Source organism: Bradyrhizobium sp. I1.14.4, assembly GCF_050435825.1.
Taxonomy (GTDB): domain Bacteria; phylum Pseudomonadota; class Alphaproteobacteria; order Rhizobiales; family Xanthobacteraceae; genus Bradyrhizobium.
Genome location: NZ_JBNDLA010000010.1, coordinates 14493 through 38752, shown reverse-complemented (window position 1 = coordinate 38752; position 24260 = coordinate 14493). Strand labels below are relative to the sequence as shown.

The 24260-nt window shown below is 64.0% G+C and carries 24 protein-coding genes, 1 tRNA gene and 1 other RNA gene; 11 read left to right on the top strand and 15 right to left on the bottom strand.

Annotated elements, in window-relative coordinates; genetic code table 11:
* Nucleotides 1-4 precede the first annotated feature (4 nt).
* Nucleotides 5-424, bottom strand: coding sequence for an HIT domain-containing protein (locus ABIB78_RS20990; RefSeq protein WP_225164140.1), 420 nt, complete (start codon nucleotides 422-424; stop codon nucleotides 5-7).
* A gap of 97 nt (nucleotides 425-521) precedes the next feature.
* On the opposite strand from ABIB78_RS20990, the gene ffs reads away from it, so the two are divergent.
* The 5 genes from ffs (at nucleotide 522) to ABIB78_RS20965 (ending at nucleotide 4195) form a co-directional block, all read left to right on the top strand.
* Nucleotides 522-618: signal recognition particle sRNA small type (gene ffs / locus ABIB78_RS20985), an RNA gene on the top strand.
* Nucleotides 619-732: 114 nt separating this feature from the next.
* Nucleotides 733-2574, top strand: a complete 1842-nt coding sequence (locus ABIB78_RS20980; protein ID WP_429028074.1) for a DNA polymerase III subunit gamma/tau — start codon at nucleotides 733-735, stop codon at nucleotides 2572-2574.
* A 21-nt stretch (nucleotides 2575-2595) separates the two neighbouring features.
* Entirely contained in the window at nucleotides 2596-2916 is a 321-nt protein-coding gene (locus tag ABIB78_RS20975) for a YbaB/EbfC family nucleoid-associated protein (RefSeq protein WP_429028073.1), read from the top strand.
* Complete coding sequence (gene recR / locus ABIB78_RS20970; RefSeq protein ID WP_429028071.1) at nucleotides 2917-3522, top strand: recombination mediator RecR; 606 nt, start codon at nucleotides 2917-2919, stop codon at nucleotides 3520-3522.
* A gap of 244 nt (nucleotides 3523-3766) precedes the next feature.
* The gene (locus tag ABIB78_RS20965; RefSeq protein ID WP_429028068.1) at nucleotides 3767-4195 is read left to right on the top strand and encodes a hypothetical protein; all 429 of its coding nucleotides are present in this window, start codon (nucleotides 3767-3769) and stop codon (nucleotides 4193-4195) included.
* 194 nt (nucleotides 4196-4389) lie between these two features.
* Here the strand turns inward: ABIB78_RS20965 and ABIB78_RS20960 are convergent, their stop codons facing one another.
* From ABIB78_RS20960 to ABIB78_RS20950, 3 genes are all read right to left on the bottom strand, one after another.
* Nucleotides 4390-5751 carry an AmpG family muropeptide MFS transporter gene (locus ABIB78_RS20960; RefSeq protein WP_429028066.1) on the bottom strand — a complete coding sequence of 454 codons (1362 nt, stop codon included), beginning with the start codon at nucleotides 5749-5751 and terminating at the stop codon, nucleotides 4390-4392.
* Nucleotides 5752-5871: 120 nt separating this feature from the next.
* Nucleotides 5872-6171, bottom strand: coding sequence for a GIY-YIG nuclease family protein (locus ABIB78_RS20955; RefSeq protein ID WP_429028064.1), 300 nt, complete (start codon nucleotides 6169-6171; stop codon nucleotides 5872-5874).
* 76 nt (nucleotides 6172-6247) lie between these two features.
* Nucleotides 6248-7456, bottom strand: coding sequence for a DNA recombination protein RmuC (locus tag ABIB78_RS20950; protein WP_429028062.1), 1209 nt, complete (start codon nucleotides 7454-7456; stop codon nucleotides 6248-6250).
* A 171-nt stretch (nucleotides 7457-7627) separates the two neighbouring features.
* Between ABIB78_RS20950 and def the strand changes: the two genes are divergently transcribed.
* The 3 genes from def to truA all read left to right on the top strand — a co-directional run bounded on the left by def (nucleotide 7628) and on the right by truA (nucleotide 10131).
* Nucleotides 7628-8155 carry a peptide deformylase gene (gene def, locus ABIB78_RS20945; protein WP_429028061.1) on the top strand — a complete coding sequence of 176 codons (528 nt, stop codon included), beginning with the start codon at nucleotides 7628-7630 and terminating at the stop codon, nucleotides 8153-8155.
* A gap of 168 nt (nucleotides 8156-8323) precedes the next feature.
* A complete protein-coding gene (gene fmt / locus ABIB78_RS20940; protein WP_429028059.1) occupies nucleotides 8324-9259 on the top strand; it encodes a methionyl-tRNA formyltransferase in 936 nt (311 codons plus the stop codon).
* 134 nt (nucleotides 9260-9393) lie between these two features.
* A complete protein-coding gene (gene truA, locus ABIB78_RS20935; protein WP_429028058.1) occupies nucleotides 9394-10131 on the top strand; it encodes a tRNA pseudouridine(38-40) synthase TruA in 738 nt (245 codons plus the stop codon).
* A 150-nt stretch (nucleotides 10132-10281) separates the two neighbouring features.
* On the opposite strand, the gene dapE is transcribed toward truA, so the two are convergent.
* From dapE to rpmH, 11 genes are all read right to left on the bottom strand, one after another.
* Nucleotides 10282-11448 carry a succinyl-diaminopimelate desuccinylase gene (gene dapE, locus ABIB78_RS20930; protein ID WP_429028057.1) on the bottom strand — a complete coding sequence of 389 codons (1167 nt, stop codon included), beginning with the start codon at nucleotides 11446-11448 and terminating at the stop codon, nucleotides 10282-10284.
* A gap of 49 nt (nucleotides 11449-11497) precedes the next feature.
* Nucleotides 11498-12085, bottom strand: a complete 588-nt coding sequence (locus ABIB78_RS20925; protein ID WP_429028054.1) for a DUF805 domain-containing protein — start codon at nucleotides 12083-12085, stop codon at nucleotides 11498-11500.
* Nucleotides 12086-12158: 73 nt separating this feature from the next.
* On the bottom strand, nucleotides 12159-13004 hold the full coding sequence (dapD, locus tag ABIB78_RS20920; protein WP_429028051.1) for a 2,3,4,5-tetrahydropyridine-2,6-dicarboxylate N-succinyltransferase: 846 nt from the start codon (nucleotides 13002-13004) through the stop codon (nucleotides 12159-12161).
* 168 nt (nucleotides 13005-13172) lie between these two features.
* Nucleotides 13173-13865 carry a pyrimidine 5'-nucleotidase gene (locus ABIB78_RS20915; RefSeq protein WP_429028048.1) on the bottom strand — a complete coding sequence of 231 codons (693 nt, stop codon included), beginning with the start codon at nucleotides 13863-13865 and terminating at the stop codon, nucleotides 13173-13175.
* 182 nt (nucleotides 13866-14047) lie between these two features.
* On the bottom strand, nucleotides 14048-15034 hold the full coding sequence (locus ABIB78_RS20910) for a DUF1036 domain-containing protein (RefSeq protein ID WP_429028505.1): 987 nt from the start codon (nucleotides 15032-15034) through the stop codon (nucleotides 14048-14050).
* A gap of 86 nt (nucleotides 15035-15120) precedes the next feature.
* A complete protein-coding gene (argB, locus tag ABIB78_RS20905) occupies nucleotides 15121-16014 on the bottom strand; it encodes an acetylglutamate kinase (RefSeq protein WP_016848093.1) in 894 nt (297 codons plus the stop codon).
* A gap of 92 nt (nucleotides 16015-16106) precedes the next feature.
* Nucleotides 16107-16475 (bottom strand): DUF423 domain-containing protein, encoded by a 369-nt coding sequence (locus ABIB78_RS20900; protein ID WP_429028045.1) that lies wholly within the window; start codon nucleotides 16473-16475, stop codon nucleotides 16107-16109.
* Complete coding sequence (yihA, locus tag ABIB78_RS20895) at nucleotides 16472-17125, bottom strand: ribosome biogenesis GTP-binding protein YihA/YsxC (protein ID WP_429028043.1); 654 nt, start codon at nucleotides 17123-17125, stop codon at nucleotides 16472-16474. Before yihA ends, ABIB78_RS20900 begins: the two co-directional genes overlap by 4 nt.
* 166 nt (nucleotides 17126-17291) lie before the next feature.
* Nucleotides 17292-19199: a membrane protein insertase YidC gene (gene yidC, locus ABIB78_RS20890; RefSeq protein WP_429028041.1), complete on the bottom strand. Its 1908-nt coding sequence runs from the start codon at nucleotides 19197-19199 to the stop codon at nucleotides 17292-17294.
* Between the two features lie 3 nt (nucleotides 19200-19202).
* The gene (gene rnpA, locus ABIB78_RS20885) at nucleotides 19203-19583 is read right to left on the bottom strand and encodes a ribonuclease P protein component (protein WP_429028039.1); all 381 of its coding nucleotides are present in this window, start codon (nucleotides 19581-19583) and stop codon (nucleotides 19203-19205) included.
* A gap of 32 nt (nucleotides 19584-19615) precedes the next feature.
* Nucleotides 19616-19750, bottom strand: coding sequence for a 50S ribosomal protein L34 (rpmH, locus tag ABIB78_RS20880; RefSeq protein WP_008542748.1), 135 nt, complete (start codon nucleotides 19748-19750; stop codon nucleotides 19616-19618).
* A 397-nt stretch (nucleotides 19751-20147) separates the two neighbouring features.
* Here rpmH and ABIB78_RS20875 point away from each other — a divergent pair, with 397 nt between their 5' ends.
* The 3 genes from ABIB78_RS20875 to ABIB78_RS20865 all read left to right on the top strand — a co-directional run bounded on the left by ABIB78_RS20875 (nucleotide 20148) and on the right by ABIB78_RS20865 (nucleotide 23873).
* Entirely contained in the window at nucleotides 20148-21593 is a 1446-nt protein-coding gene (locus tag ABIB78_RS20875) for an ATP-binding protein (protein ID WP_429028025.1), read from the top strand.
* Nucleotides 21594-21747: 154 nt separating this feature from the next.
* Nucleotides 21748-21824, top strand: a tRNA-Arg gene (locus tag ABIB78_RS20870).
* 1086 nt (nucleotides 21825-22910) lie between these two features.
* Nucleotides 22911-23873 (top strand): alpha/beta fold hydrolase, encoded by a 963-nt coding sequence (locus ABIB78_RS20865; RefSeq protein ID WP_429028022.1) that lies wholly within the window; start codon nucleotides 22911-22913, stop codon nucleotides 23871-23873.
* Nucleotides 23874-24260: the final 387 nt, after the last annotated feature.

Sequence of the window (24260 nt, the reverse complement as noted above, 5' to 3'; positions counted from 1 at the left end):
AAATTCAACCCAACCAGATCTTGCGGCGAAGCGCGCTGATGAAATTCTGCACTTCCTCGGCGTCGTGCGCCAGCGGCGGCATCACGCCCCAAACGGGACGCGGCCATGCAGCGTCGCTGGTGCGGCGCGCGATGACATGGACGTGAAGCTGCGGGACGAGGTTGCCGAGGGCTGCGACATTCAGCTTGTCGCACTTGGTGACCTCTTTCAGGGCCCGCGAGACGCGGGTGATCTCGGTCATCAGCTGCGCCTGCTCGACCTCGTCGAGATCGATGATCTCGACCGCGCCGTCGCGCCGCGGTACCAGCAGCAGCCAGGGATAATGCGCATCCTTGATGACGAGCACCTTGCACAGCGGCAGGTCGCCGATGTCGATGGTGTCTTTCTTGAGCTGCGAATGCAGCGACCAATTGGAGGCGGACATGACGGGCAAGTAATGCCTTTCCGTGTTCCCAGACAAGCCCCACAAAGCCCGGTCAGGCCGCTTGCTTTCCGGCGGCTTTGGCCCCAAATAGGGACCGGGAGATTGGCGGTGGACGAGCCACTCGCCAACCGGGTCAGGTCCGGAAGGAAGCAGCCCTAACGAGGTCCGGATCGGGTCGCTCGTCAGTCTCCTACCTGTTTTTCCGAGCGAATCGCGCTGGAATATGGCGGTCTCCGCGCCCGGCGCTTGATTTTGGCTCCTATCCGCACGCCGGCTGAAGAGACAAATCCCTAGTTGCGGATCGATGCATGAATGATGCTGGCGACCCCTCCCAACCGTCCGACGGCGCAGGCCAGAGCGGTTTTGATTTGGGCGGCGCGCCTGATACCGCGAAGCCGTACCGCGTTCTCGCCCGCAAATACCGCCCCTCCAGCTTCGAGGATCTGATCGGCCAGGAGGCCATGGTGCGCACGGTCTCGAACGCGTTCGAGACCGGGCGGATTCCGCAGGCCTGGATCCTGACCGGCGTCCGCGGGGTGGGCAAGACCACCACCGCCCGTATCCTCGCCCGCGCGTTGAACTACGCCAAGCCGGATGGCTCGGTGAAGGGGCCGACCATCCACATGCCCGACCTCGGCGTGCATTGCCAGGCGATCATGGAAAGCCGGCACATGGACGTGCTGGAGATGGACGCCGCCTCCCACACCGGCGTCGACGACGTCCGCCAGATCAATGACAGCGTGCGCTATGCGCCGGCCAGCGCGCGCTACAAGGTCTACATCATCGACGAAGTCCACATGCTGTCGACGGCGGCGTTCAACGCCTTCCTGAAGACGCTGGAGGAGCCGCCGGAGCACGCCAAGTTCGTGTTCGCCACCACCGAAATCCGCAAGGTTCCGATCACGGTGCTGTCGCGCTGCCAGCGCTTCGATCTGCGCCGCGTCGAGGCCGACGTGCTGATGAAGCATCTCGGCAACATCGCAACCAAGGAAGGCGTCGAGGTCGAGCCCGAGGCGCTCGGCATCATCGCGCGCGCGGCTGAGGGATCGGTACGTGACTCGCTGTCGCTGTTCGACCAGGCAATCGCGCATGCCGCCGGCAACGTGAAGGCTGACGCGGTCAGGCAGATGCTCGGTCTCGCCGACCGCACCCGCGTGATCGATCTTTTTGATTCGCTGGCGCGCGGCGATCTCGCCAGCGCCTTCGCCGAGTTCCGCGCACAATATGATGTCGGCGCCGATCCGGTCGTGGTGCTGTCCGACCTTGCCGAGTTCGTCAATTTCGTCACCCGCGTGAAGGTCGTGCCGGGGACGGCCGACAATGTCGCATTCGGCGAGACCGAGCGGGTGCGTGCGCGTGAATTCGCCGCAAAGCTTTCCATGCGGGTGCTGTCGCGGATGTTTCAGATGCTGCTCAAGGGCATCGCCGAGGTGCAGACCGCGACGCGCCCGGCCGCGGCTGCCGAGATGGTGCTGGTGCGGATCGCCTATGTCGCCGACCTGCCGACGCCGGATGAGGCGATCCGGATGATCGAGCAGAATGGCGGCGGCGCTGCGCCGGCGACCTCAGGCTCCGCCGCCTCGCAGTCGCCACGCGGGGCGTCGGCCTCGGCGATGTCGGCAATGCCGTCGCCGCCGGTGCGTTCGCCGCAGGCCTCGCCGCGCGGTGATCTCGCCGCGCGTCCGCAGATGGCGTCGCCGGCCACCAATGCCGCGCCGGCGCTGCGGATCACCAGCTTTCCGCAACTGATCGCGCTCGCCGGCGAGAAACGCGACATCATGACCAAGGGCGCGCTGGAGGCCGATGTGCGGCTGGTGCGTATCGAGGATGGCCAGCTCGAGATCGTGCTCGAGCCGAAGGCGCAGCGCGGTCTCGTCACCGATCTGTCGCGCAAGCTCGAACTATGGACCGGGCGGCGCTGGACCGTGATCATCTCCAACCAGGCCGGCCAGCCGACGGTGCGTTCGCAGAACGAATTGGCGCGCAGCGAGCATCAACGCGCGGCGGAAGCCGATCCGCGCGTGCAGGAGGTGCTTGTGCGTTTCCCCGGCACCAAGGTGGTCGAGGTCCGCCGCCTTGCCGCCGAGGTTCCGGTGGCGGATGCCACCGGCGAAGACCCGATTGAAACTTCCGACAGCGACGACGATTGATCTGATTACAGGAACGCACCCATGGCTGATTTTCTCGGCATGATGAAGCAGGCAGCGGAGCTGCAATCCAAGATGCAGGCGATGCAGGAAGAGCTCGGCAATGTCGAGGTCGAGGGCATTTCCGGCGGCGGCCTGGTCGCCGTGCGCATGACCGCGAAGATGGAAGTGAAGGGCATCAAGATCGATCCGTCGTTGATGAAGCCGGAGGAGCGCGAGGTGCTCGAGGATCTGCTGGTCACCGCGCACGGCGATGCCCGCCGCAAGGCCGAGACGGCGATGCAGGAGAAGATGATGGCTCTCACCGGCGGGCTCGGCCTGCCGCCGGGATTTGGTCCGACTTAAATGGCTGCAAGCGTTGCCGGCCCCGAGATTGAACGCCTGATCCAGTTGCTGGCGCGGTTGCCCGGGCTCGGGCCCCGCTCGGCGCGGCGCGCGGCACTGCATCTGATCAAGAAGCGCGAAGCCTTGATGACGCCGCTGACCGCAGCGCTGCAAGTCGCGATCGACAAGATCCAGGTCTGCAAGACCTGCGGAAACATCGATACACAAAACCCCTGCACCGTCTGCACCGATCCGCGACGCGATCCCTCGATCATTGTCGTGGTCGCCGACGTCGCCGATCTCTGGGCGCTGGAACGCGCCAATGCGACCAATGGCCGCTATCACGTGCTGGGCGCGACGCTGTCGCCGCTCGACGGCGTCGGTCCGCAGGATCTCACCATCGATCAGCTGGTGGCGCGCGCGCATGCGCCTGAAGTGAACGAGATCATTCTGGCGCTGAATGCGACCGTCGATGGCCAGACCACCGCGCATTACATCACCGACCTGCTGTCGGAGGCCAATGTGCGGGTGACGCGGCTGGCGCATGGCGTGCCGGTCGGCGGAGAGCTTGATTACCTCGACGAAGGTACGCTATCCGCAGCCATGCGGCAGCGGACGCTGTTCTAGAGCATGATCCGGAGAAGTGTGAAGCGGTTTTCCGAAAAGATCATGCTCAAACAATGAGCTAAAGCGATGGCGATTCAACCCAATCTCATCGGGCCTTAGCGCGCGCTCGAAAGCCGGACGCAACGGCGTTCGCCAGGCGATCCGTCACAAGTCGAAAAGATCGCACTGAAACAAAATGATAGGGTGGATGACGATTCAGGGGCGGTCATCCACGCTCTGACGAATCAAATACGGAACACTGCAAATGACGACACACCGATTCGGCGTACGCTTGGGCTTTGCGCTTCTGGCGGCAACCGTCGCCGCGCCCTGCGCGCTCGCGCAGCAGAGCGACGCGCCGCAGAAGCCCGGCAAGATGATCCGGGCCGGCGACGTGCTGTCGGGGGAACTCGGCGTCATGAAGGTGCGCGACGCCAAGAACCGCGGCAAGCGCGTCGCGACCTACCAGATCACCAGCGAGCCGCGCCGCCTGCCGCCGCCGAACGGTCTCTGCAATCTGGAAACAGGGCCGGAAACCTTCCAGCTGATTCCGACCAATGACGCCCAGGCGGCGCAGCTCAAGAGTCTTTCCGGCAAGGCCATCTCGGTGAAGGTCGACGAGATCGCCTGCGCGAAGGATGCCGGCGAGATGAGCGAAGCCATCGTCACCAAATGGAGCGTGGTGGCGAAGTAGGTCCTGCCGCAATTGCGGTGTCATCGCCCGGCTCGCCGCCTCCGCTAAAGCTTCGGCGTGCCAGGCACTCGTGGCCTCGTCGAAGCCTTGGCGTAGACGGGACCGGGCGATCCAGTACGCTGCAGCTTCTCCGCTGAATCACGAACGCCTCCGGAATACTGGATCACCCGCCTTCGCGGGTGATGACAGCCGAGCTAGACCCTCACTGGTCCCAATTCGTCAAAATGCCCGCGCCGCTGCAGCCAGGCGAGCAGGATCAGGCTCGGGATCGCGACCAGCACGCAGATCACGAAGAACATTTGCCAGCCGACGGCCTTGGCCACATAGCCCGCGCCCGATGACAGATAGGTGCGGCCGACGGCTGCGAGCGCCGTGAGCAGCGCATACTGGGTCGCCGTGTGCAGCGGATTGCGACACAGCGCCGAGAGATAGGCGACGAAGATCACGGTGCCGATGGCGCTGGTGAAATTCTCCGCCGTGATCGCAAGCGCGAGCGCCCATTGATCGACGCCGACATGCGCGAGCCAGGAGAACGAGAGGTTGGCGATCGCCTGCAGCACGCCGCCGATCCACAGGCTGGTGGCGAGCGAATAGCGCCGCGCCACGAAGCCGCCGGCAAAGCCGCCGATCAAGGTTGCGGCAAGTCCGACGCCCTTCACGATCGCCGCGTAATCGACCTTGGAAAAGCCGATGTCGATCACGAACGGCGCAGTCATCGTGCCCGAGAATGCGTCGGTGAACTTGAACAGCACCACAAAGGCGAGCGCCGCGAAAGCGTCCTTGCGGCTGAGAAACTCGGAGAACGCGCCGAGCGCCGCGTGCAGCACGCGTTCGGCTGCGGTCTGTGCATGCGTGGCCGCATCCGCGCCTTTCGATTGGGCCGGCTCGGTCGCAGCAAGCGCCGTGACGATGCCGATCACGACCAGCGCAGCCATCACCACATAGCCCCACATCCATGCCGACGGGCGCACCAGTCCGGCGGACTCGAAACCGCTGACAATGAACAGCGCGCCGGCGGTCGAGACCAGCATGCCGATGCGATAGGCCGCGACGTAGGATGCCATGCCGGCGGCCTGCTCGCTTTCAGGCAGGCTTTCGACGCGGAAGGCATCGACCACGATGTCCTGGGTCGACGAGGCCGTTGCGACCAGCAGCGCGGCGAAGGCCGCGAACCATGGCGATCGCGCAGGATCGGCCATCGCCAGCACCAAAATCGCCGCGATCAGCAACAGCTGCGAGAACAGCAGCCAGCCGCGGCGGCGACCGAAGATCTGCGTGAACAGCGGCAAGTGCAGCGCGTCGACCAGCGGCGCCCAGAGGAACTTCAGCGTGTAGGGCGTGCCGATCAGCGCCAGTAGCCCGATGGTGCCGAGGTCGACCCCGGCCTCCTTCATCCACACCTGCAGCGTCGAGCCCGACAGCGCCAGCGGCAGGCCCGAGGAGAAGCCGAGCAGCAGCACGACCAGCACCCGCGGCTGCAGATACACCGCAAAGCTGTCGCGCCAGGAGACGGGGAGGTCTTTCTCCTGTGTGGCTGTGGCGTCGGGAGCGGTCATCTATCCTATCGTGAGGTCATCGTCCGCGAAGGCGGACGATCCAGTACTCCGTGACGATTCCGTCCAGCCACCTACGTTCCGGCGTACTGGATGCCCCGCCTTCGCGGGGCATGACCACAGTTAGACACCGCTAATGCCTGGATACAAGTCTTCCCAGTTTGGATTGTGTTCTTCAATCAGGCGAATTTTCCAGGCTCGATTCCATTTCTTGAGTCGCTTCTCGCGCTTGATCGCGCTCTCAGGATCATCGAATGGCTCGAAATAAACGAGCTTCACCACATCATATTTCTCAGTGAAACTCTCGATGAGCTTCAGCTTGTGCTCGCCCACGCGGCGAATGAGGTCATTTGTCACACCGATGTAGAGCGTGCCGCCGATGTGGCTCGCAAGAATGTAGACGTAGAAGCTGCGTGCGCCCAACTTCCGCCTCTGGATACTGGGTCGCCCGGTCAAGCCGGGCGATGACATCGACTATGCAGCGAGATCAGGGTCCATACTACTCCCCCGCCTGCAGCTTGCGCGGGGCGGGGAACAGGTCGGGGGCGGCTCCCTTGACGAAGCGGGGGACTTCGATCGGGGTCTCGGCCTTGCTGAAGTCGAGTTCCTCGATGCGGCCGGCGCGTTTCTCGATCTTGTCGGCGGAGATCAGGATCTGCCTGACGTCCTCGTTCGCCTGGCCGAAGTGATTTTGCAGCTTGAGCACGCGATCGCGCAGGCGGGTGAGGTCGTCGCCGAGATGCATCACCTCGTTGCGGATCTGGTCGGCGGCGTCGCGGATGCGGGCGTCCTTCAGGATCTGCTGCATCACCTGGATCGCCAGCATCAGCAGCGAGGGCGACACCAGCACGACGCGGGCGCGATAGGCCTTCTGGACCACGTCGTCGAAGCCGTCGTGGATCTCGGCATAAACCGATTCCGAGGGCACGAACATCAGCGCGGTGTCCTGGGTCTCGCCGGGGATCAGGTACTTCTCCGCGATGTCGCTGACATGCTTCAGCACGTCGGCGCGCAGCCGCTGGCTGGCGAATTTGCGTTCCTCGTCGCTGCGCGCATCGTGCAGCGCGGTCATGGCCTCCAGCGGAAACTTCGCGTCGATGCAGAGCGGGCGCTGGTCCGGCAGGAATACCACGCAATCCGGCCGCTTGCCTGACGTCAGCGTGTACTGGAACTCGAACGAGCCCTTCGGCATGCCGTCCTGGACGATCGCCTCCATTCGTGCCTGGCCGAAGGCACCGCGCGACTGCTTGTTGGCGAGCACGTCGCGCAGCGTCGTCACCTGGGTCGTGAGCTCGTTGAGGTTCTTGTGCGCGTGATCGATGATGCCGAGTCGCTCATGCAGCACGCGCAGCGAATCCATCGTGTTGCGCGTGGTCTGTTCCATCGATTGGCCGACCCGGTGGGTCACCGAATCGAGCCGCTCGTTGACGGCACGGGCCATCTCGGCCTGTCGGCCGGCCAGTGCCTGTCCCATCGCGTCGACCCGTCCGGAGGATTCGCTCTGGGCCCGCAGCATGTCGGCAAGCCGCTCCTCCAGTTCGTCGGCGCGAATGGCCTGAGCCATCGCGAGTTCCGCGCCGCGCCGGCTGGCGCGTGCGATCACCACGGCGATGGCGAACAGCAGGATCAGCGCCAGCGCGCCAAGGCCGATCAAGGCGTCGGAGACCCGGACCGGAAGGTCGCCAATCGTGAGCAGAATTTCGTTCATGCCATCAGCTGTAGCCGATTCGGTGTCGTCATCGAACGAAAAGGGAACAATTATGGTAAACACTCGCTTAAATTTCTTGGTTAACGTCGCATGAAGAAAGGTGGCTGGTGGCTGCCTTAACCGGTTCCTGAGCGCATTGACCCCATGAAGTCAGCAGCTTAAATCGCCGCCATGGCATTAAGAGAAATCATCATCCTGCCGGACAAGCAGTTGCGTCTGGTGTCGAAACCGATCGAGAAGGTGACGCCGGAGATCCGCAAGCTCGCCGACGACATGCTCGAGACCATGTACGACGCGCCCGGCATTGGGCTCGCGGCGATCCAGGTCGCGCAGCCGCTGCGGCTGATCACCATGGACCTCGCCAAGCGCGACGAGAACGGCGAGACCAGGCCGCAGCCGCGGGTGTTCATCAATCCGGAGATCATTTCGCACTCGGAGGAGCTGTCGGTCTACGAAGAGGGCTGCCTGTCGATCCCGGAATATTACGAGGAGGTCGAGCGCCCGGCGCGGGTGCGCCTGCGCTTCACCGACCTCGACGGCAAGCTGCATGAGGAGGATGCCGAGGGGCTCTACGCCACCTGCATCCAGCACGAGATCGATCACCTCAACGGCGTGCTGTTCGTGGACTATCTGTCGAAGCTGAAGCGCGACCGCGTGTTCAAGAAATTCGAGAAGGCCGCCAAGCGCGCGGCGGAGTAGGCGCGCGCACTCCGCCGTCATGCCCGGGCTCGACCCGGGCATCCACGTCTTCCTTCTGGGAGACCAAAGACGTGGATGGCCGGGCATGGGCGAGCGAAAGCGACGCCGTCCTTGACGGCTATGCCCGGCCATGACGAAGATTGGATCCTCCCGGAAGAACCTGATCGCATGCCTCTTCGCCTGATCTTCATGGGCACGCCCGATTTCGCGGTGCCGACGCTGCTGGAGCTTGTGGCCCATGGCCACGAGGTCGTGGCGGTCTACACCCGCGCGCCGAAGCCGGGCGGGCGCCGCGGCCTGCAGCTGCAGCCGACGCCGGTCGAGCAGGAGGCACGCCGCCTCGGCATACCAGTGCTGACGCCGAAGACGCTGAAGACGCCGGAAGCGCTCGATGAGTTTCGCGCGCATGACGCCGATGCCGCTGTCGTGGTCGCCTATGGCATGATCCTGCCGCAGGCCATTCTCGACGCGCCCAGGCTCGGCTGCTTCAATCTGCATGCCTCGCTGCTGCCGCGCTGGCGCGGTGCCGCGCCGATCAACCGCGCCATCATGGCCGGCGATGCCGAAAGCGGCGTGATGGTGATGAAGATGGATGTCGGCCTCGACACCGGCGACGTCGCGATGGCCGAGCGGCTGCCGATCTCGGACAGCATGACGGCATCCGACCTGCACGACGCGCTGGCGCCGCTCGGCGCCGACCTGATGGTGCGTGCGATGGGCGCGCTGCAGCGCGGCGGGCTGCAGCTGACGAAGCAGAGCGAGGACGGCGTCACCTATGCCGCCAAGATCGAGAAGGCCGAGGCGCGAATCGACTGGAAGCAGCCGGCGCATGCGGTGCTGCGTCATATTCACGGGCTGTCGCCGTTCCCCGGCGCCTGGTGCGAGCTCGCGGGCGAGGGCGAGCAGGTGCGGCTGAAAATCCTGCGCTGCGAGCTTGCCAAGGGCTCGGGCGAACCGCGCAATGTGCTCGACGACAATTTTGCGGTCGCCTGCGGTGACGGCGCGGTCCGGATTCTCGAATTGCAGCGTGCCGGCAAGGCGCCGATGAAGGCGGCGGATTTTCTGCGCGGCACGCCGCTGAAGCCGCCCGCGAAGCTCACCTAGCCACTGTCATACCCCGCGTAGGCGGGGTATCCAGTGCGCCGCGGCCTCGAAGCCGAACTGGGACATCACGGAGTACTGGATCGTCCGCCCCAGTGCGCAATTGCGCACAAGGCGGACGATGTCATTGGAGCAAAATGCCGCGCTACAAGCTCACCATCGAATATGACGGCACGCCGTTCTCCGGCTGGCAGATCCAGGACACCGCGCCGACTGTGCAGGGTGCGCTGGAGACGGCGGTCAAGGCGATCTGCGGCGAGGACGTGCGCGTCCACGGAGCCGGCCGCACCGATGCCGGCGTGCATGCGCGCGGCCAGGTCGCGCATTGCGACATCGCCAAGCATTTCCCGCCCGGCCGCTTCCGCGACGGGCTGAACGCACATCTGCGGCCCAATCCGATCGGAGTGCTCGCGGCTGATATCGTGCCCGACGATTTCGAGGCACGGTTCTCGGCGATCAAGCGGCACTACCTCTATCGCATCACCAACACCCGTGCGAACCTCGCGCTCGACATCGGCCGCGTCTGGCGCGTGCCGCGGGCGCTCGATGCTGACGCGATGCACGCCGCCGCGCAGCGCCTGCTCGGCAAGCACGATTTCACCACCTTCCGCGACACCGAGTGCCAGGCCAGGTCGCCGGAAAAGACGCTCGACCAGCTCGACGTCACGCGCGAGGGCGACGCCATCAACATCGTGACGTCGGCGCGCTCGTTCCTGCACAGCCAGGTGCGCTCGATGGTGGGTTCGCTGGTCTGGGTCGGCGAGGGCCGCTGGAGTGCGGACGATCTCGCGGGCGCGCTCGCCGCCCGCAACCGCGCCGCCTGCGGCCCCGTGGCGCCACCGGACGGGCTCTATCTGATGCGGGTGGATTATTAGGCGGTGTGAATGATCTGGTAGGATGGTCGAGCGAACGCTCTACGCATCCGACGGACTGTACTGTATCTGGTGCGGGTGGACTGCCAGCTGCCCCAATCCCTACTGTGCATGGGGTTGTTTTCGATGTTTTTGTCTGGCCGAGCGGCTGGATTACGCAAAATACCTGTCCAACACGCCCCGATATATCCGCGTCAGCTTCTCCAGATCGGCCACCGGCGTGCGCTCGTCGATCTGGTGCATGGTCTGGCCGACCAGGCCGAATTCGATCACCGGGCAATAGCTCGAGATGAAGCGCGCGTCCGAGGTGCCGCCTGAGGTGGAGAGCTCCGGCTTGCGGCCGGTGACCTCCTCGATCGCGGCGACCGCGAGGTCGGTGAACGGCCCGGGCTGGGTGACGAACACGTTCGAATTCGAGGGTTGCCAATCGATGTGGGCACGGATGCGATTGCCGCAGGCTCGTGCAAGCCGTTCATCGACCAGCTGCCGCAGGCTCTCCTGCGTGTGGTTGTCGTTGTAACGGATGTTGAACTTCGCCCGCGCCTGGCCGGGGATCACGTTGCTTGCGGTGTTGCCGACATCGACCGTGGTGAATTCGAGGTTGCTCGCCTGGAATTGCGCGCTGCCGTGATCGAGCGGCTCGTCGCTCAGCGCCACGATCAGGCGCGAAATGTCCGGTACCGGATTCGAGGCGCGGTGCGGATAGGCGACGTGGCCTTGCACACCATCGACAACCAGCGTTCCGGATTGCGAGCCGCGCCGGCCGATCTTGATCATGTCGCCGAGCACCTCGACATTCGAGGGCTCGCCGAGCACGCAATGGTCGAATTTTTCGCCGCGCTCGGCGCACCATTTCAGCAGCTTGACGGTGCCGTTGATCGAGACGTCTTCCTCGTCGCCGGTGATCAGGAAGGAGATCGAGCCGTTGCCACTCTCTTGTGGCTGTCCACCATGGTCCTGCAGATATTGCAGCACGGCGGCGACGCTGCAGGCGATGCCGCCCTTCATGTCGACGGCGCCGCGGCCGTAGAGATAGCCGTCCTTCACCTCGCCGGAGAATGCGCCGAGCGTCCACGCCGCTTCGTCGCCGGGCGGCACCACGTCGGTGTGGCCGGCAAAGGTGATATGCGGCGCTGAGTTGCCGATGCGGGCATAGAGGTTGTCGATATCGGCGGTGCCGGGGTCGGAGAACGTCACGCGGTGGACGTCGAAGCCTGCGGCCTTCAGCAGACCTTCGAGAACGCCGAGCGCGCCGGCATCGGCCGGGGTGACGGAGGGGCAGCGAACGAGATCGCGGGCAATCGAGACGGCATCACTCATGCGCCTCGCTTAACACGTCACACTGTGGGTGGACCAGCTTTGTGCGGCATCATTGGAGCTCGCTGTGCTGATCCCAGCCCTGCGAGGAGCGCGACCCGCCGTCGCGGTCGCCGCGTCGCCGCACGTGGGTTTTTCCAAGTGGATTGGGACCATAGCGATTGGGGTAGCGGGTACCAGGGAGAAAGGCGAGTTCGATGAAGCCCCAGATATACAGCACGAAGACGATCGTCCCCGCGGCCACGATCCAATAGGACTCATCGGGAAGCCGGCCCCCGAACTGACTCATGAAACCCGGGATCGCGAAGAACGGGACCATCCACCAGCCGCTCTTGTCGCGATCGTGCAGGCGCTTGATCGAGACAGCGATATAGACCCAGACGAACAACGCCGTCCCGCCGGCCTTGACCAGCAGTGCCGGCAGTCGAGCCCAGGTCACCGACTTGTAGCTGTCAGGGTCGAATGCCCGGAAGATGTCCTCGACATTGAAGCCAAACGACGCATCCTTGCCGCCGAGGCCCGCCAAAATCACCACCGCGGCCAGGAACATCATCCAGCAGACGATGATCAGTCCCGCGAGCCAGAATTTGGCTCGGTTGACGCGGCCCTTGAAGCCGAACAGGTAATTGGCCCAATCCATGAAAATAAACTCCGGGCAGCGGCAATGTCCCGCGGCCCGGAGTTTTGTCGGCATCAGATGGAGATTGGTTCGATCAGTCCCGCAGCAGCTCGTTGATGCTGGTCTTGGCGCGGGTGCGCTCGTCGACGCGCTTGACGATCACGGCGCAGGCGGTGGCCGGGCCGGGCTGGCCGTTCTTCAGCGGCTTGGCCGGCAGGGTGCCGGGCACCACGACGGCATATTCCGGGACCTCGCCGATGAAGATTTCGCCGGTCTCGCGATCGACGATCTTGGTCGAGGCGCCCAGGAACACGCCCATCGACAGCACCGCGCCCTTGCGCACGATCACGCCCTCGGCGACCTCGCTGCGCGCGCCGATGAAGCAGTCGTCCTCGACGATCACGGGCTCGGCCTGCAGCGGCTCGAGCACGCCGCCAATGCCGACGCCGCCGGAAATGTGCACGCGCTTGCCGATCTGGGCGCAAGAGCCGACCGTCGACCAGGTGTCGATCATGGTGGCTTCATCGACATAGGCGCCGAGATTGACGAAGGAGGGCATCAGCACGACGTTGCGGGCGATGAAGGCCGAGCGGCGCACGATCGCGCCCGGCACGGCGCGGAAGCCGGCGTCGCGGAAACGGTTCTCGCCCCAGCCCTCGAACTTCGAGGGCACCTTGTCCCACCACGATGCCTTGCCCGGGCCGCCCGCGATCTGGCCCATGTCGTTGAGGCGGAACGAGAGCAGCACGGCCTTCTTCAGCCACTGATTGACCTTCCACTTGCCGCTGGCCTCGCGCTCGGCGACGCGGGCCTCGCCCTTGTCGAGCAGATCCAGCGCGTGGTCGACGGCGTCGCGGACCTCGCCCTTGGTCGAGGTCGAAATGCCCTCGCGGGCGTCGAACGCGGCGTTGACGGTAGTTTCGAGGGCGGACAGCGACATCGGGACAATCCTTGGGCGTATCGGGGATTATGACTGGAATTTGCAGGGCTTTTTCGGAATTTGGGGCCGCGGAGTCAAGGCAGACTCCTCCGTCGTCCCGGCGGAGCGGGCACTCTCCCCCGTCGTCCCGGCCAAGCGAAGCGCGAGCCGGGACGACGGGGGGAGAGATCAGGGCTTGAGCCGCTGCAAGAACCCGGTGAGATCGTCCGTGACATGGTCGACATAAGCGGCGTCGCGGCCTTCGAGCTCCCAGGTTTCGCGCACCACCTCCCGGCTGCCGTCGGGCACCACCAGCACGGTGGTCATGCCGAGCTCATGCGGCACGACCAAGTTGCGCGCGAGGTCCTCGAACATCGCAGCCTTTCCCGGATCGACGTCGTGCAGCTTCAGGAACTTCTGGTAGGTCTGCGGCGCCGGTTTCGGCTCGAGATCGGCCGCGATGATGTCGAACACGCCGTCGAAATGGTCGCCGATGCCGAGCCGGCCGAGCACCGCGTCGACATGGTCGACCGAGCCGTTGGTCAGGATCAGCTTGCGCCCCGGCAGCTTGGCGATCGCGGCTCCCATCGCCGGATTGGGCTGCAGCGGCGAGTGGTCGATCTTGTGCACATAGGCGAGATAGTCGTCGGCCTGCACGCCGTGTTCGGTCATCATGCCGCGCATCGTGGTGCCGTAGCGCAGGTAATAGTCCTTCTGCAGCCGCCGCGCCTCCTCGGGAGAAATTCTCAGCCAGTTGCCGACAAACTCGCCGATCCGCGCATCGACCTGCTGCCACAGATTGACGTGATGCGGGTACAGCGTGTTGTCGAGGTCGAACACCCAAGTCTCGACATGGCCGAAGCTGCGGGGAGTTTTAGTCATGGCTTTCTCCACGGGTCAGCGCGATCGCCCCGTACTCCGCCGTCGTCCTGGCGAAAGCCAGGACCCATACCGCGGGATCTATCAATGAGGCACGGTGCTCGTTCTTCGCCAAACCCAGTCCTGTGGTTATGGGTCCTGGCTTTCGCCAGGACGACAGTGATGTATGTGGCGCCATTGTCTCCTCACGGCATCGCAAAGCGCAGCGTCTTGCCGCCGCTGGTCATGTCGACGGTGGTGAAGCCGAGTGCGGCGGTGCCGCGGCCGGCGCAGTCGCCCTGTTCGTTGATCTCGAACTTGCTTTCGCGGGTGCAGAGCTGGACTGCGCCGCCCCAGTTCAGCGGCTTGTCCTTGATGCGGATGGCCCGGTTGTCGGCATCGACCGCTTCGGCGAAAGAATAAATCTGCTTCGGTGCGCCCGACACGTCGGGATGCAGGCACTTGCCGGGGTCGATGCGATACCAGCCGCGGCTGGTCACCACTTTGCCGTCGTCGGTCGCAACCGCGGCCATCACCTTGTGCGGCGTATCGTTGCACCAGGTCAGTCCTGACGGCGAGGGCTTCTGCACGGCATCGACCATGGTAGCGAAGAAATTCGGCGACTGAACGACGTCGCTGGCGAGCCCGCGGCTCTTGAGGAACGCAGACAGCGCGCTCTGGGTCTTCGGCCCGTCGACGCCATCGATCGGCGCGGCGTCGTAACCTGCGATCACCAGCAGGCGTTGGATGCCGGCGAGCCGCGCCTGCTCGTCGTCATATTCGCTGTCTTCCGCGAGATAGGCGACCAGATTGCCGTCATCGGTCTGTGCCGGCGTGATCTGGGTGAATTGCGCCGGCGTCTGGCCGGAGCGGCATTGGCGCGCGGCCGCGATCACGAAATTGTCCTGCGCGACGCAGAGCGTGTCGGTGCCGTGCTGCGGGATCGGCGACGCGCCATAGACGCCGAGTGCGCGCGCATTGAGCAGCACGCGGTCCGCGGTCAGCGCCCCCTGCACCACGACCCGGCAGGTTGCCGGATCGATGCGGAACCAGCCGCGTGTCGCCGTAGCGGCCTTGTCGTCAATGCCGATCGCGGCCTCGATGACGTAGCTCATGCGGTTGCATAGCTTGAGGTCGGCATGCGCCGGCGCCGACGAGAACAGGAACGACATCAGCGCGGCCGGCAGCGACATCGCGAGCCGCGCCGCCGGCGACCGGTGAGGCATCCTCGCCGTGAGTCCAGCGATGACGGCCTTCATTCGCGCTGCCGCGTCTGTCATTACTTGTGGATCAGCGTGCCGGTGCCCTGATTGGTGAAGAGCTCGAGCAGAACCGCGTGCTGCGTCTTGCCGTCGATGATCACGACGCCCTGCACGCCCTGTTCGAGCGCGTAGATGCAGGTTTCGACCTTCGGAATCATGCCGCCGGAAATCGTGCCGTCGGCGATCAGCTTGCGGGCCTCCTTGATCGACAGGTCCGGAATCAGCTTCTTGGACTTGTCGAGCACGCCAGGCACGTCGGTCAGCAGCAAGAGGCGCTTGGCCTTCAGCGCGCCCGCGATTGCGCCGGCAAAGGTGTCGGCGTTGATATTCAGCGTCTGGCCGTCCTGCGAGGTCGCCAGCGGCGCCAGCACCGGGATCAGCTCATAGCCGATCAGCTGATTGAGCAGCGTGAGGTCGACCTTTTCGGGGTCGCCGACGAAGCCGAGATCGATCGCCTTCTCGATATTGGAATCGGGATCGACCATGGTGCGTGTCGTCTTCGACGCCTTCACCATGTTGCCGTCCTTGCCGGAGAGGCCCACGGCCTTGCCGCCGGCTTCATTGATGTAGCCGACGATCTGCTTGTTGACCGAGCCCGCCAGCACCATCTCGACGATCTCGATGGTCGCAGCGTCGGTGATGCGCAGGCCGGCGGCGAATTCCGACTGGATGCCGAGGCGCTTCAGCATGGTCGCGATCTGCGGGCCGCCACCATGCACGACCACCGGATTGATCGCGGTCTGCTCGAGCAGCACGATGTCGCGCGCGAACGCCTTGGCAGTGTCCTCGGCGCCCATGGCATGGCCGCCGTATTTAATGACGATGGTTTCCTCGTCATATTCCTGCATATGCGGCAGCGCCTCGGACAGGATGCGGGCCTGATCGAGCGGGCTGATGTGCTGGTCGGTCATGGGGCAGGTCTCGTCGTCAGCGGAGGGGTGGGCGCGGTTCTATCTGATTGCCGGGCAGGGCGCAAAGCGGGAGAGACATTCCGGGCGACGGATCAACGCTTCGGCCACATGGCTGCGATCGCAAGCACCAGCCAGCTCAGGATCAGCAGCGTTCCGCCAGTCGGGGCGGCCATCGGAAACAATTCATGGCCGGCATATTGGCGCAGCGTCAGGTCGCCGGCGAACAATGACGCCGCGATGACGAAGCCTGCCGCCGCCACGGCTCCAAGCTTCGCATGGATGAGCGCGCGGTCCGCGACCGCAACGGTCGCGATGGCGGCGGTCGCATGGAACAGCAGCATCGAGGACGCCGCCGCCAGCCGCGACGCGTCCGGCAAATGGGCTGCGGCCGCCGCCAGCATCACGCCGCAGGCCCCCATGACAGCAGTAGCGCCGATCAGGAAGCGGCCTACGCCGTTCATCGGCGCCGTTCCTCGATCAGGCGCACCATGGCGGCGCGCAGCTCCGGCATGCCGTCGCCGGTGCGTGACGAGGTCACCAGCAATTCGGGGAAGGCTGCGGGATGTTTTGCGAGCGTTGCCGTGGTGTCGGCGATAACGGTCTTCAGTTCGCCGGCCTTGACCTGGTCGGCCTTGGTCAGCACGACCTGGTAGCTGACCGCGGATTTATCCAGCGTCTTCAGCACGTCGAGATCGACGTCCTTGATGCCGTGGCGCGCGTCGATCAGCACATAGACCCGCGCCAGCGTCGCGCGCCCGAGCAGGAATTTGTGGATCAGCGCCGTCCATGACGCGACCTTGGTCTTCGGCGCCGAGGCGTAGCCGTAACCGGGCATGTCGACGAGACGAAAGTCCGCGTTTTCCGGGCCCTCGAAGAAGATCAATTCCTGGGTGCGGCCCGGCGTATGCGAGGTGCGAGCTAGCGCATTGCGGCCGGTCAGCGCGTTGATCAGGCTCGACTTGCCGACATTGGAGCGGCCGGCAAAGGCGACCTCGATGCCCGCCATCGGCGGCAGCGTCTCGATCGAGGGCGAGGCCCAGATGAAGCGCCAGTCGCCGGCGAACAGCTTTCGCCCCTGCTCGATCAGCTCCGCATCGGATTCGGCGGTCATGTGCGAAGCCTTCGATTAGTCCTCAGCGTGAGGCAGGTGCCGCATCTCGCCCTCATGGCGAGGAGCCGCGAAGCAGCGTCTCGAACCATGAGGCCAGAGGTCCCGGTGGGCCATCCTGCGAGACGCGGCCTTGCGGCCGCGCCTCGGGATGAGGTCAGAAGTAGTTCTACGTCGCCTTCTTTGTCTCAGTCGTCACGCTTTTTTTTTGAAACGTCGACTTCAGATTGTCGAACAGCTCCACCTTCACGCCGTTGCGGCGCATGATGTAGCTCTGCTGCGCCACGGAGAGCGTGTTGTTCCAGGCCCAGTAGATCACGAGACCCGCCGGGAAGCCCGCCAGCATGAAGGTGAAGATCAGCGGCATCCAGTCGAAGATGATCTTTTGGGTCGGATCCGGCGGCGCCGGGTTGAGTTTCATCTGGACCCACATCGTGATGCCCATGATGATCGGCCAGATGCCCATCACGAGATAGGCGCCGAAATGCGGTCCGAGCAGCGCGATCGGATCGAACGGAATGAGCCCGAACAGCGTGAACAGATTAGTCGGGTCGGGCGCCGAGAGGTCCTTGATCCAGCCGAAGAACGGCGCGTGGCGCATTTCGATGGTGATGAACAGCACCTTGTAGAGCGAGAAGAACACCGGAATCTGCAAGGCGACGGGAAGACAACCGGCGATCGGGTTGATCTTCTCCTTCTTGTAGATCTCCATCATCTCCTGCTGCTGCTTCACGCGGTCGTCAGGATAGCGCTCCTTCAGCGCCTGCAACTGCGGCTGCACCGACTTCATCTTCGCCATCGAGGCGTAGGACTTGTTGGCGAGCGGGAAGAACAACAGCTTCACGATCACGGTCACCAGCAGGATCGCGATGCCGAAATTCCCGACCAGGCGATAGAACCAGTCGAGCGCCAGGAACATCGGCTTGGTGATGAAGTAGAAGTGGCCCCAGTCGATCAGGAGATCGAAATGGTTGAGGCCGAGCTGCTTGTTGTAGCCGCCGAAGCCGACCAGCGGGAAGTTGAGGCCGACCGTGGCGGCTTCCTTTGCGCCGGCGAACAGCCGCGCGTTGGCGACGCCGGTACCGCCGATCGGAATGGTCTGCGCGCTGAGCATGTAGTCGGCCTGATAGCGCTTGTCGCCGGTGGTGAATCTTGCGCTCTCGAGCGTTGCGTTGGTCTCAGGCAGCAGCGCCGTGGCCCAGTATTTGTCAGTGATGCCGAGCCAGCCGTCGGTGACCTTCGAGAACACGACGCCGCGCGAATTTCCGCCGGTCGACGTCTTGGCCTCGTCGAGGTTCTTGTAGGTGTATTCCTGCAGGCCCTGTTCGCCGAGATAGCCGATCGGGCCTTCGTGCAGGATCGCGTAGCCCGAGACCGGCGGCTTGCCGCCGCGCGAGATCAGACCGAACGGATAAAGCGTGACCGGCGCGCTGCCGAGATTGTTGACCTCGTCCTTGATGTTGAAGAGGTAGCGTTCGTCGATCGAGATGGTGCGGCGGAAGATCAGGCCCTGGCCGTTGTCGTATTTCAGCGTCACCGGGGTGCTTGGCGACAGGCTGTTCGACCCCTCCTGCTGCCAGACGGTTTCGGCGTTCGGCGTCTTCACCGACGAGCCGTTGGCAGTCAGCCACAGGAACTCGGCATAATAAGGCTCCGCCGTGCCCGACGGCGAAAGCAGCACGACGGCCGGCGATTTGGGATCGACCGTCTCGCGGAACTGGACCAGCGCCAGGTCGTCGATCCGGGCGCCCTTCAGCGCGATGCTGCCGATGATGCGCGGGGTCTCGATCTTGATACGCGGGCCGGCAGCGAGCACCACCTCGCGGCTCGCGACCGGAGCGTCAGCAGCAGGCGTGCCCGGTGCCGGAGAGGGAGTTGCCGAGGTTCCGGGAGCGGCGCCAGGAGCGGCACCAGGAGCGGCACCTGGAGCAGCCTGCGGCGCAGGCTTCTGCACCTCGGCCTGGCGCTGCGCCTCGCGCTGCTTCTCCATCTGCGGCACGTTATAGAAGTATTGCCAGGCGATCAGGACGAGGCCGGACAGAATGACGGCAAGGATCGTATTGCGGTTGTCGGACATCTCTTAGGGTCTCGTCATTCCATTCGGATTGGGCGCGCTTTTGTTACCCGCTTTGGGCGCAGGCCGGTCGAGGCGGCGCAGCGCCGACCGCAGGTCGTCAAGCATGGTCGCAAAGTCGCGGGTCAGCGCGTCACGACGGCCGACTAGCACATAATCATGGTGCGGCCGCATGAATACGGCATCGACCCGTCTTATCACTTCGCGAAGCCGGCGGCGGATCCGATTGCGCTCGGTCGCGGTGCCATTCTTCTTGGTGACGGTGTAGCCGACGCGGATCGGGCCCTGATCGTCGCGGCGGCGGCCCTGCAGCACAAAAGCTGCGGTATTCGCCCGCGCGCCATTGGCAACGGCGAGGAAATCCGCCCGCTGCCTCAGCCGATCCATAATGGGTATCTCCGGAGAGGAGACGTCCGGGCTCAGGCGCTCAGGCGCTTGCGGCCGCGCGCGCGGCGCGCAGCGAGGACCTTGCGGCCGCCGGCCGTGGCGAGACGGGCGCGGAAGCCGTGACGGCGCTTGCGCACCAGTTTGCTGGGTTGATAAGTCCGCTTCACGGGTAATTCTCCGCTGACCGGGCAATTTGCCGTTGTATTGAGATGGAGTCCGGTGATGCTGGCGGGCCCAAACGAGCCGTTTACGGCCCCAAAGAGCCGCCCCCGGTCAAGAACCGGGCCATCGCGGACAGTTGGCGCGGCTTATAAGCGAGCGCCCTGTTTTCGTCAATGTCACAGGGCGTCGCAAAAAGGCTTCTTTGAAACGTCGCAATTGGGGCGAATATAACTGTTTTCGCGGGGTTTTTGACGGCAAGGGAGCGCTTTGGGGCGTTCGGGGAACCGCCGACATTAGCGATCCGTAATTTGACCGGGTTGGGGGCCGGGCCGCATCTTCCGACCTCTAAGCCAAACAAGGCCTTATCTTGTGGCTCTAACTGACGATCAGGCGACCGCGCAGATGCAGCGGCCCAAGCCGGCCCTTCGGCTCGGGCTGTCGGGCAAGCTTTTGCTGCTGACGATCCCCCTGGTGATGATCGCCGGGCTCCTGATCTATGTGCCGGCGATCGCCAACTTCCGAATGAACCGGCTCAATGACCGCCTGGCCGCCGCCAATACCGCGGCGCTGGTGCTCGATGCCGCCCCCTCCGGACTGGTGCCGGATTCGCTGGCGCGACAGATCCTGACCAGCATCGGCGCCCGTGCCGTCGCCATCAAGATGGGACAGCAGCGCCGGCTGCTCGCCAGTGCGGATCTACCAGCCGCGATCGACCATGACGTCGACATGCGGACCATGACGGTGTGGTCGGCGATCGTCGACGCTTTCGAGATCATGCTGGAGCACGGTGACCAGACCATCCGCGTGGTCGGACCCGCGCCCGGCCAGGCGCAATTCATCGAGGTCGTGATCGACGAGAAGCCGCTGCGGCAGGCGATGTACCGCTTTTCGCGCAACGTGCTGGTCGTTGCGCTGTTGATCGCCGGCCTCACCGCGGGTCTGGTCTACCTGGCGCTGCACTATCTGTTCGTCCGCCCGATGCGGCGGCTGACCGCGAGTCTTGTCGGCTTCCACGAAAATCCGGAAAGTTCGGCGCGAATCATCGTGCCCAGCCTGCGCGGCGACGAGATCGGCGTCGCCGAGCGCGAGCTGTCCGACATGCAGCGCGACCTGGTCTCGATGCTGCATCAGAAGAGCCGGCTCGCAGCGCTCGGGCTCGCCGTCTCCAAGATCAACCACGACCTGCGCAACCTGCTGGCGTCGTCGCAATTGCTGTCGGACCAGCTTGCCAGCGTGCCCGATCCGCGGGTGCAGCGCTTTGCGCCAAAATTGCTGCGCTCGCTCGAGCGCGCTATCGCCTTCTGCCAGTCGACGCTATCTTATGGCCGCGCGCAGGAGGCGGCACCCGACCGCCGTGTCATCATGGTTGAGCCGGCGGTTGCCGAGGTGCGGGAATCGGCCGGGCTTGCGACCGACGTCTCGATCACCTGGATCAGCGCGATTGAACGCGGCCTCACCATCGACGCCGATCCGGACCAGCTGTTTCGCGTGCTGCTCAACCTGGTGCGCAACGCGACGCAGGCCTTGGAAAGCCGGCCGAACAGCGACGGCGGTGCCCAGCAGATCCGCATCACCGGCCGCCGCGAGGGGACGGTTGCGATCATCGAGGTCTCGGACACCGGCCCCGGCGTTCCGGCCAAGGCGCGCGAGCATCTCTTCGAGGCGTTCCAGACCTCCGGCCGCCCTGGCGGCAGCGGGCTCGGCCTGGCGATTGCCGCCGAACTGATCCGCGCCCATGGCGGCCATATCCATCTCGTCGAGGGCACCATCGGCGCCACCTTCCGGATCTCGATCCCGGATCGTCCGGTGGAACTGCTGTCGGTTCGCAGCGAGCGGGCGAGGGCTTAAGACCGTCCCGGTATTCCGCGGCCGGTTAAAAACCGTGGCCGAAATTGGCGCTTCCAGACCTTGCCAACTGGACCCGGAGCCTGTAGCTAGAGCGCTCTTTCGCCACGTTCCGGGCTTCCCGGAGCCATGCGGGCTTAAGCCCTACCGCGAAAATGCGCCCGTAGCTCAGCTGGATAGAGCATCAGACTACGAATCTGAGGGTCGGACGTTCGAATCGTTCCGGGCGCGCCATTTCGGTACGGCAAAGCCTCGCCAGATTATGCTCCTTCAGGCAGGATGTCTCACAGTCACGCCGGTCGCCGTGGCTGCCGCCAAAAAAATATCGAAAACAACCCCATGCAAAGTAGCCGGCGGTCGCCGGCGCCAACGCCTGGAGACGATAGCTGATACTTCCCCGGGCGCGCGACGGCGCGCTGTTCGGTGTGACGTCAGGCGAAACTCCATCTCCCATGGTCGGACACTGCATCGTGACAGCTTCAATGCATCGATGCGGTCATGTTCCGCGTGGGTACCGTTGAAGACGATCTGCCCATGGAAGTCGAAGGCGCCCACCAAGTGAAAGCTGCTTCCTGCGAGCCGCGTTGTCCGACTCCAGGCGAGCGGCGGCTCGTCGTCGAGCCGTGACTTGCAATAGTTTAGTGCACTGTCACCGTAATTCGCGGCGGCGCCATTCCGAGCGCCGATCGCTCAGCAGCGCCAAGTCGGATCGGCCTCGGCTACACATTGCACTGACCTCTTCGCAAATGAGAACCTGGCTTTTTGCAATGTGCGGCGATGCCAGAAAAATTGCGATAAGCTTCTGCACTGGCTGACGATCGACCGCGGCGCACCTTGCCCTTTTATCCTGCTATCAAGCGGTCGGTTGTCTGCGCCTCGCCGGTCCTGCGCTATCGTTCGCCAAACCGCCATCGGACAAAAACCAGGACAAGCATGACGCGAGCAGCTTCCGCGTGGATTTGGCGCAGTTGATATGCCGGGTCTTTGTCGACCGCAGGTGCAGCTCATGTCTCTTAGCCGGTCGAGGGCAGAACGCCGGAGCTGCCGCGGCTGCGCCGGTTTTGCAATTCGGGCGCGGCAAGGCGACAGGCAGGCCAGTCCCAATCGGACGTGAATGTCCGGCTAAAGCAGACGTCGAAAAATCGACGCGATTGACCCGAAGCCGACCTTGCGCCGATGCTGCCGGAGGCGCGGTGCGGGCTCGAAAATAAATTCGTAGAGCATGTCGTTTTGGCGGTCCGCCGTTCGACTGGGTGTCGGCGGAGCCACTTCGGTTGTGGCTGGAACTCACAATGTGACTGGATCTTACGGAGGTTGGCAATGACGATCTCGCATCGATTTATCGAGACAAATGGCATTCGAATGCACCTGGCCGAAGCAGGGAGCGGCCCCACCGTCCTTCTCTGCCATGGCTTTCCGGAGTGCTGGTATTCGTGGCGGCACCAATTGGAAGCGCTCGCTGCCGCCGGATATCGCGCCATCGCGCCCGACATGCGTGGATACGGGCAGACGGACAAACCTGATGCGATCGATCAATACACTCTATTGCATTTGACCGGAGACATGGTCGGATTGCTCGACGCGATCGGCACGGATCAAGCAGTCGTTGTCGGACATGATTGGGGAGCGCCGGTCGCTTGGCGCTGCGCTCTGTTCAGACCGGATCGATTTAGGGCCGTCGTTGGCTTGAGCGTGCCGTTTCAGGTGCGTGGTCCCAACCGACCAAGCACCGTCATGCCGAGGTCCGAAAAGCAGCGCTTCTATCAACTGTATTTCCAGACGCCGGGCGTTGCCGAGGCAGAACTCGAAAAAGACGTCCACAACGCAATCAAGACGACATTGTTCGCCCTATCTGGCGATGCGCCGGTTGAAGATCCTGCGTCGCTCACGATGCTTCCTAGTGAGGGGGGTTGGCTTGATGGGAAGCCTACAACCCAATCATTGCCGACGTGGCTCACGGACAGTGACATCGAATTTTACGTTGAAGAGTTCAAGCGCACCGGCTTTGGAGGAGGTTTGAATTGGTATCGCAACATTGATCGCAATTGGGAGTTGCTCGCACCATGGTCCGGCGCAAAGGTTCAGGTCCCGGCACTCTATGTCGTTGGCGATCGAGACGGGGTTTACAGATCGCCGAGTTGGAGCCATCTCGTCCCTAGCCTGAAACAGTTCGTGCCCTTGCTTCGCGAGACAATAGTCTTGAAAGGTTGCGGTCATTGGACTCAGCAAGAGCGCGCCAAAGACGTAAGCAATGCGCTCCTGGAATTCCTGAAACAGTTATAGATCGCGAACGGGGACTTGCGTAGACGCGGAAAGCAACGCAATGTCGCGTTTTGTGCATTGGCCCTTCGCGTCTATCTGGGAGGCTGATCGAGATTACCGCTATTGAGGGGTAAGCGGAGCACCCCGCAACATCGGGGGATCCACGATGCGTAGTGCTAGATGGCAGAGCATCGTAGACTTGCCGATTGTAGCGTATCGCGGGCTTCGGCATCATAGGGGAATCGCGAGGGAGTAGTGCCCATCTTCATCGGCTGTGGCGCGCCATTCGACTTTGTTTTCAGTTGGATTTGGGGTGCCTGCCGGGCTCGCTCCCGGCGTGAGCGTTAGCCGCACGGTGATCTCCAGTGTCGGGTCGCGGCAATCAACTATTTGTGCGATGCGGTAGTA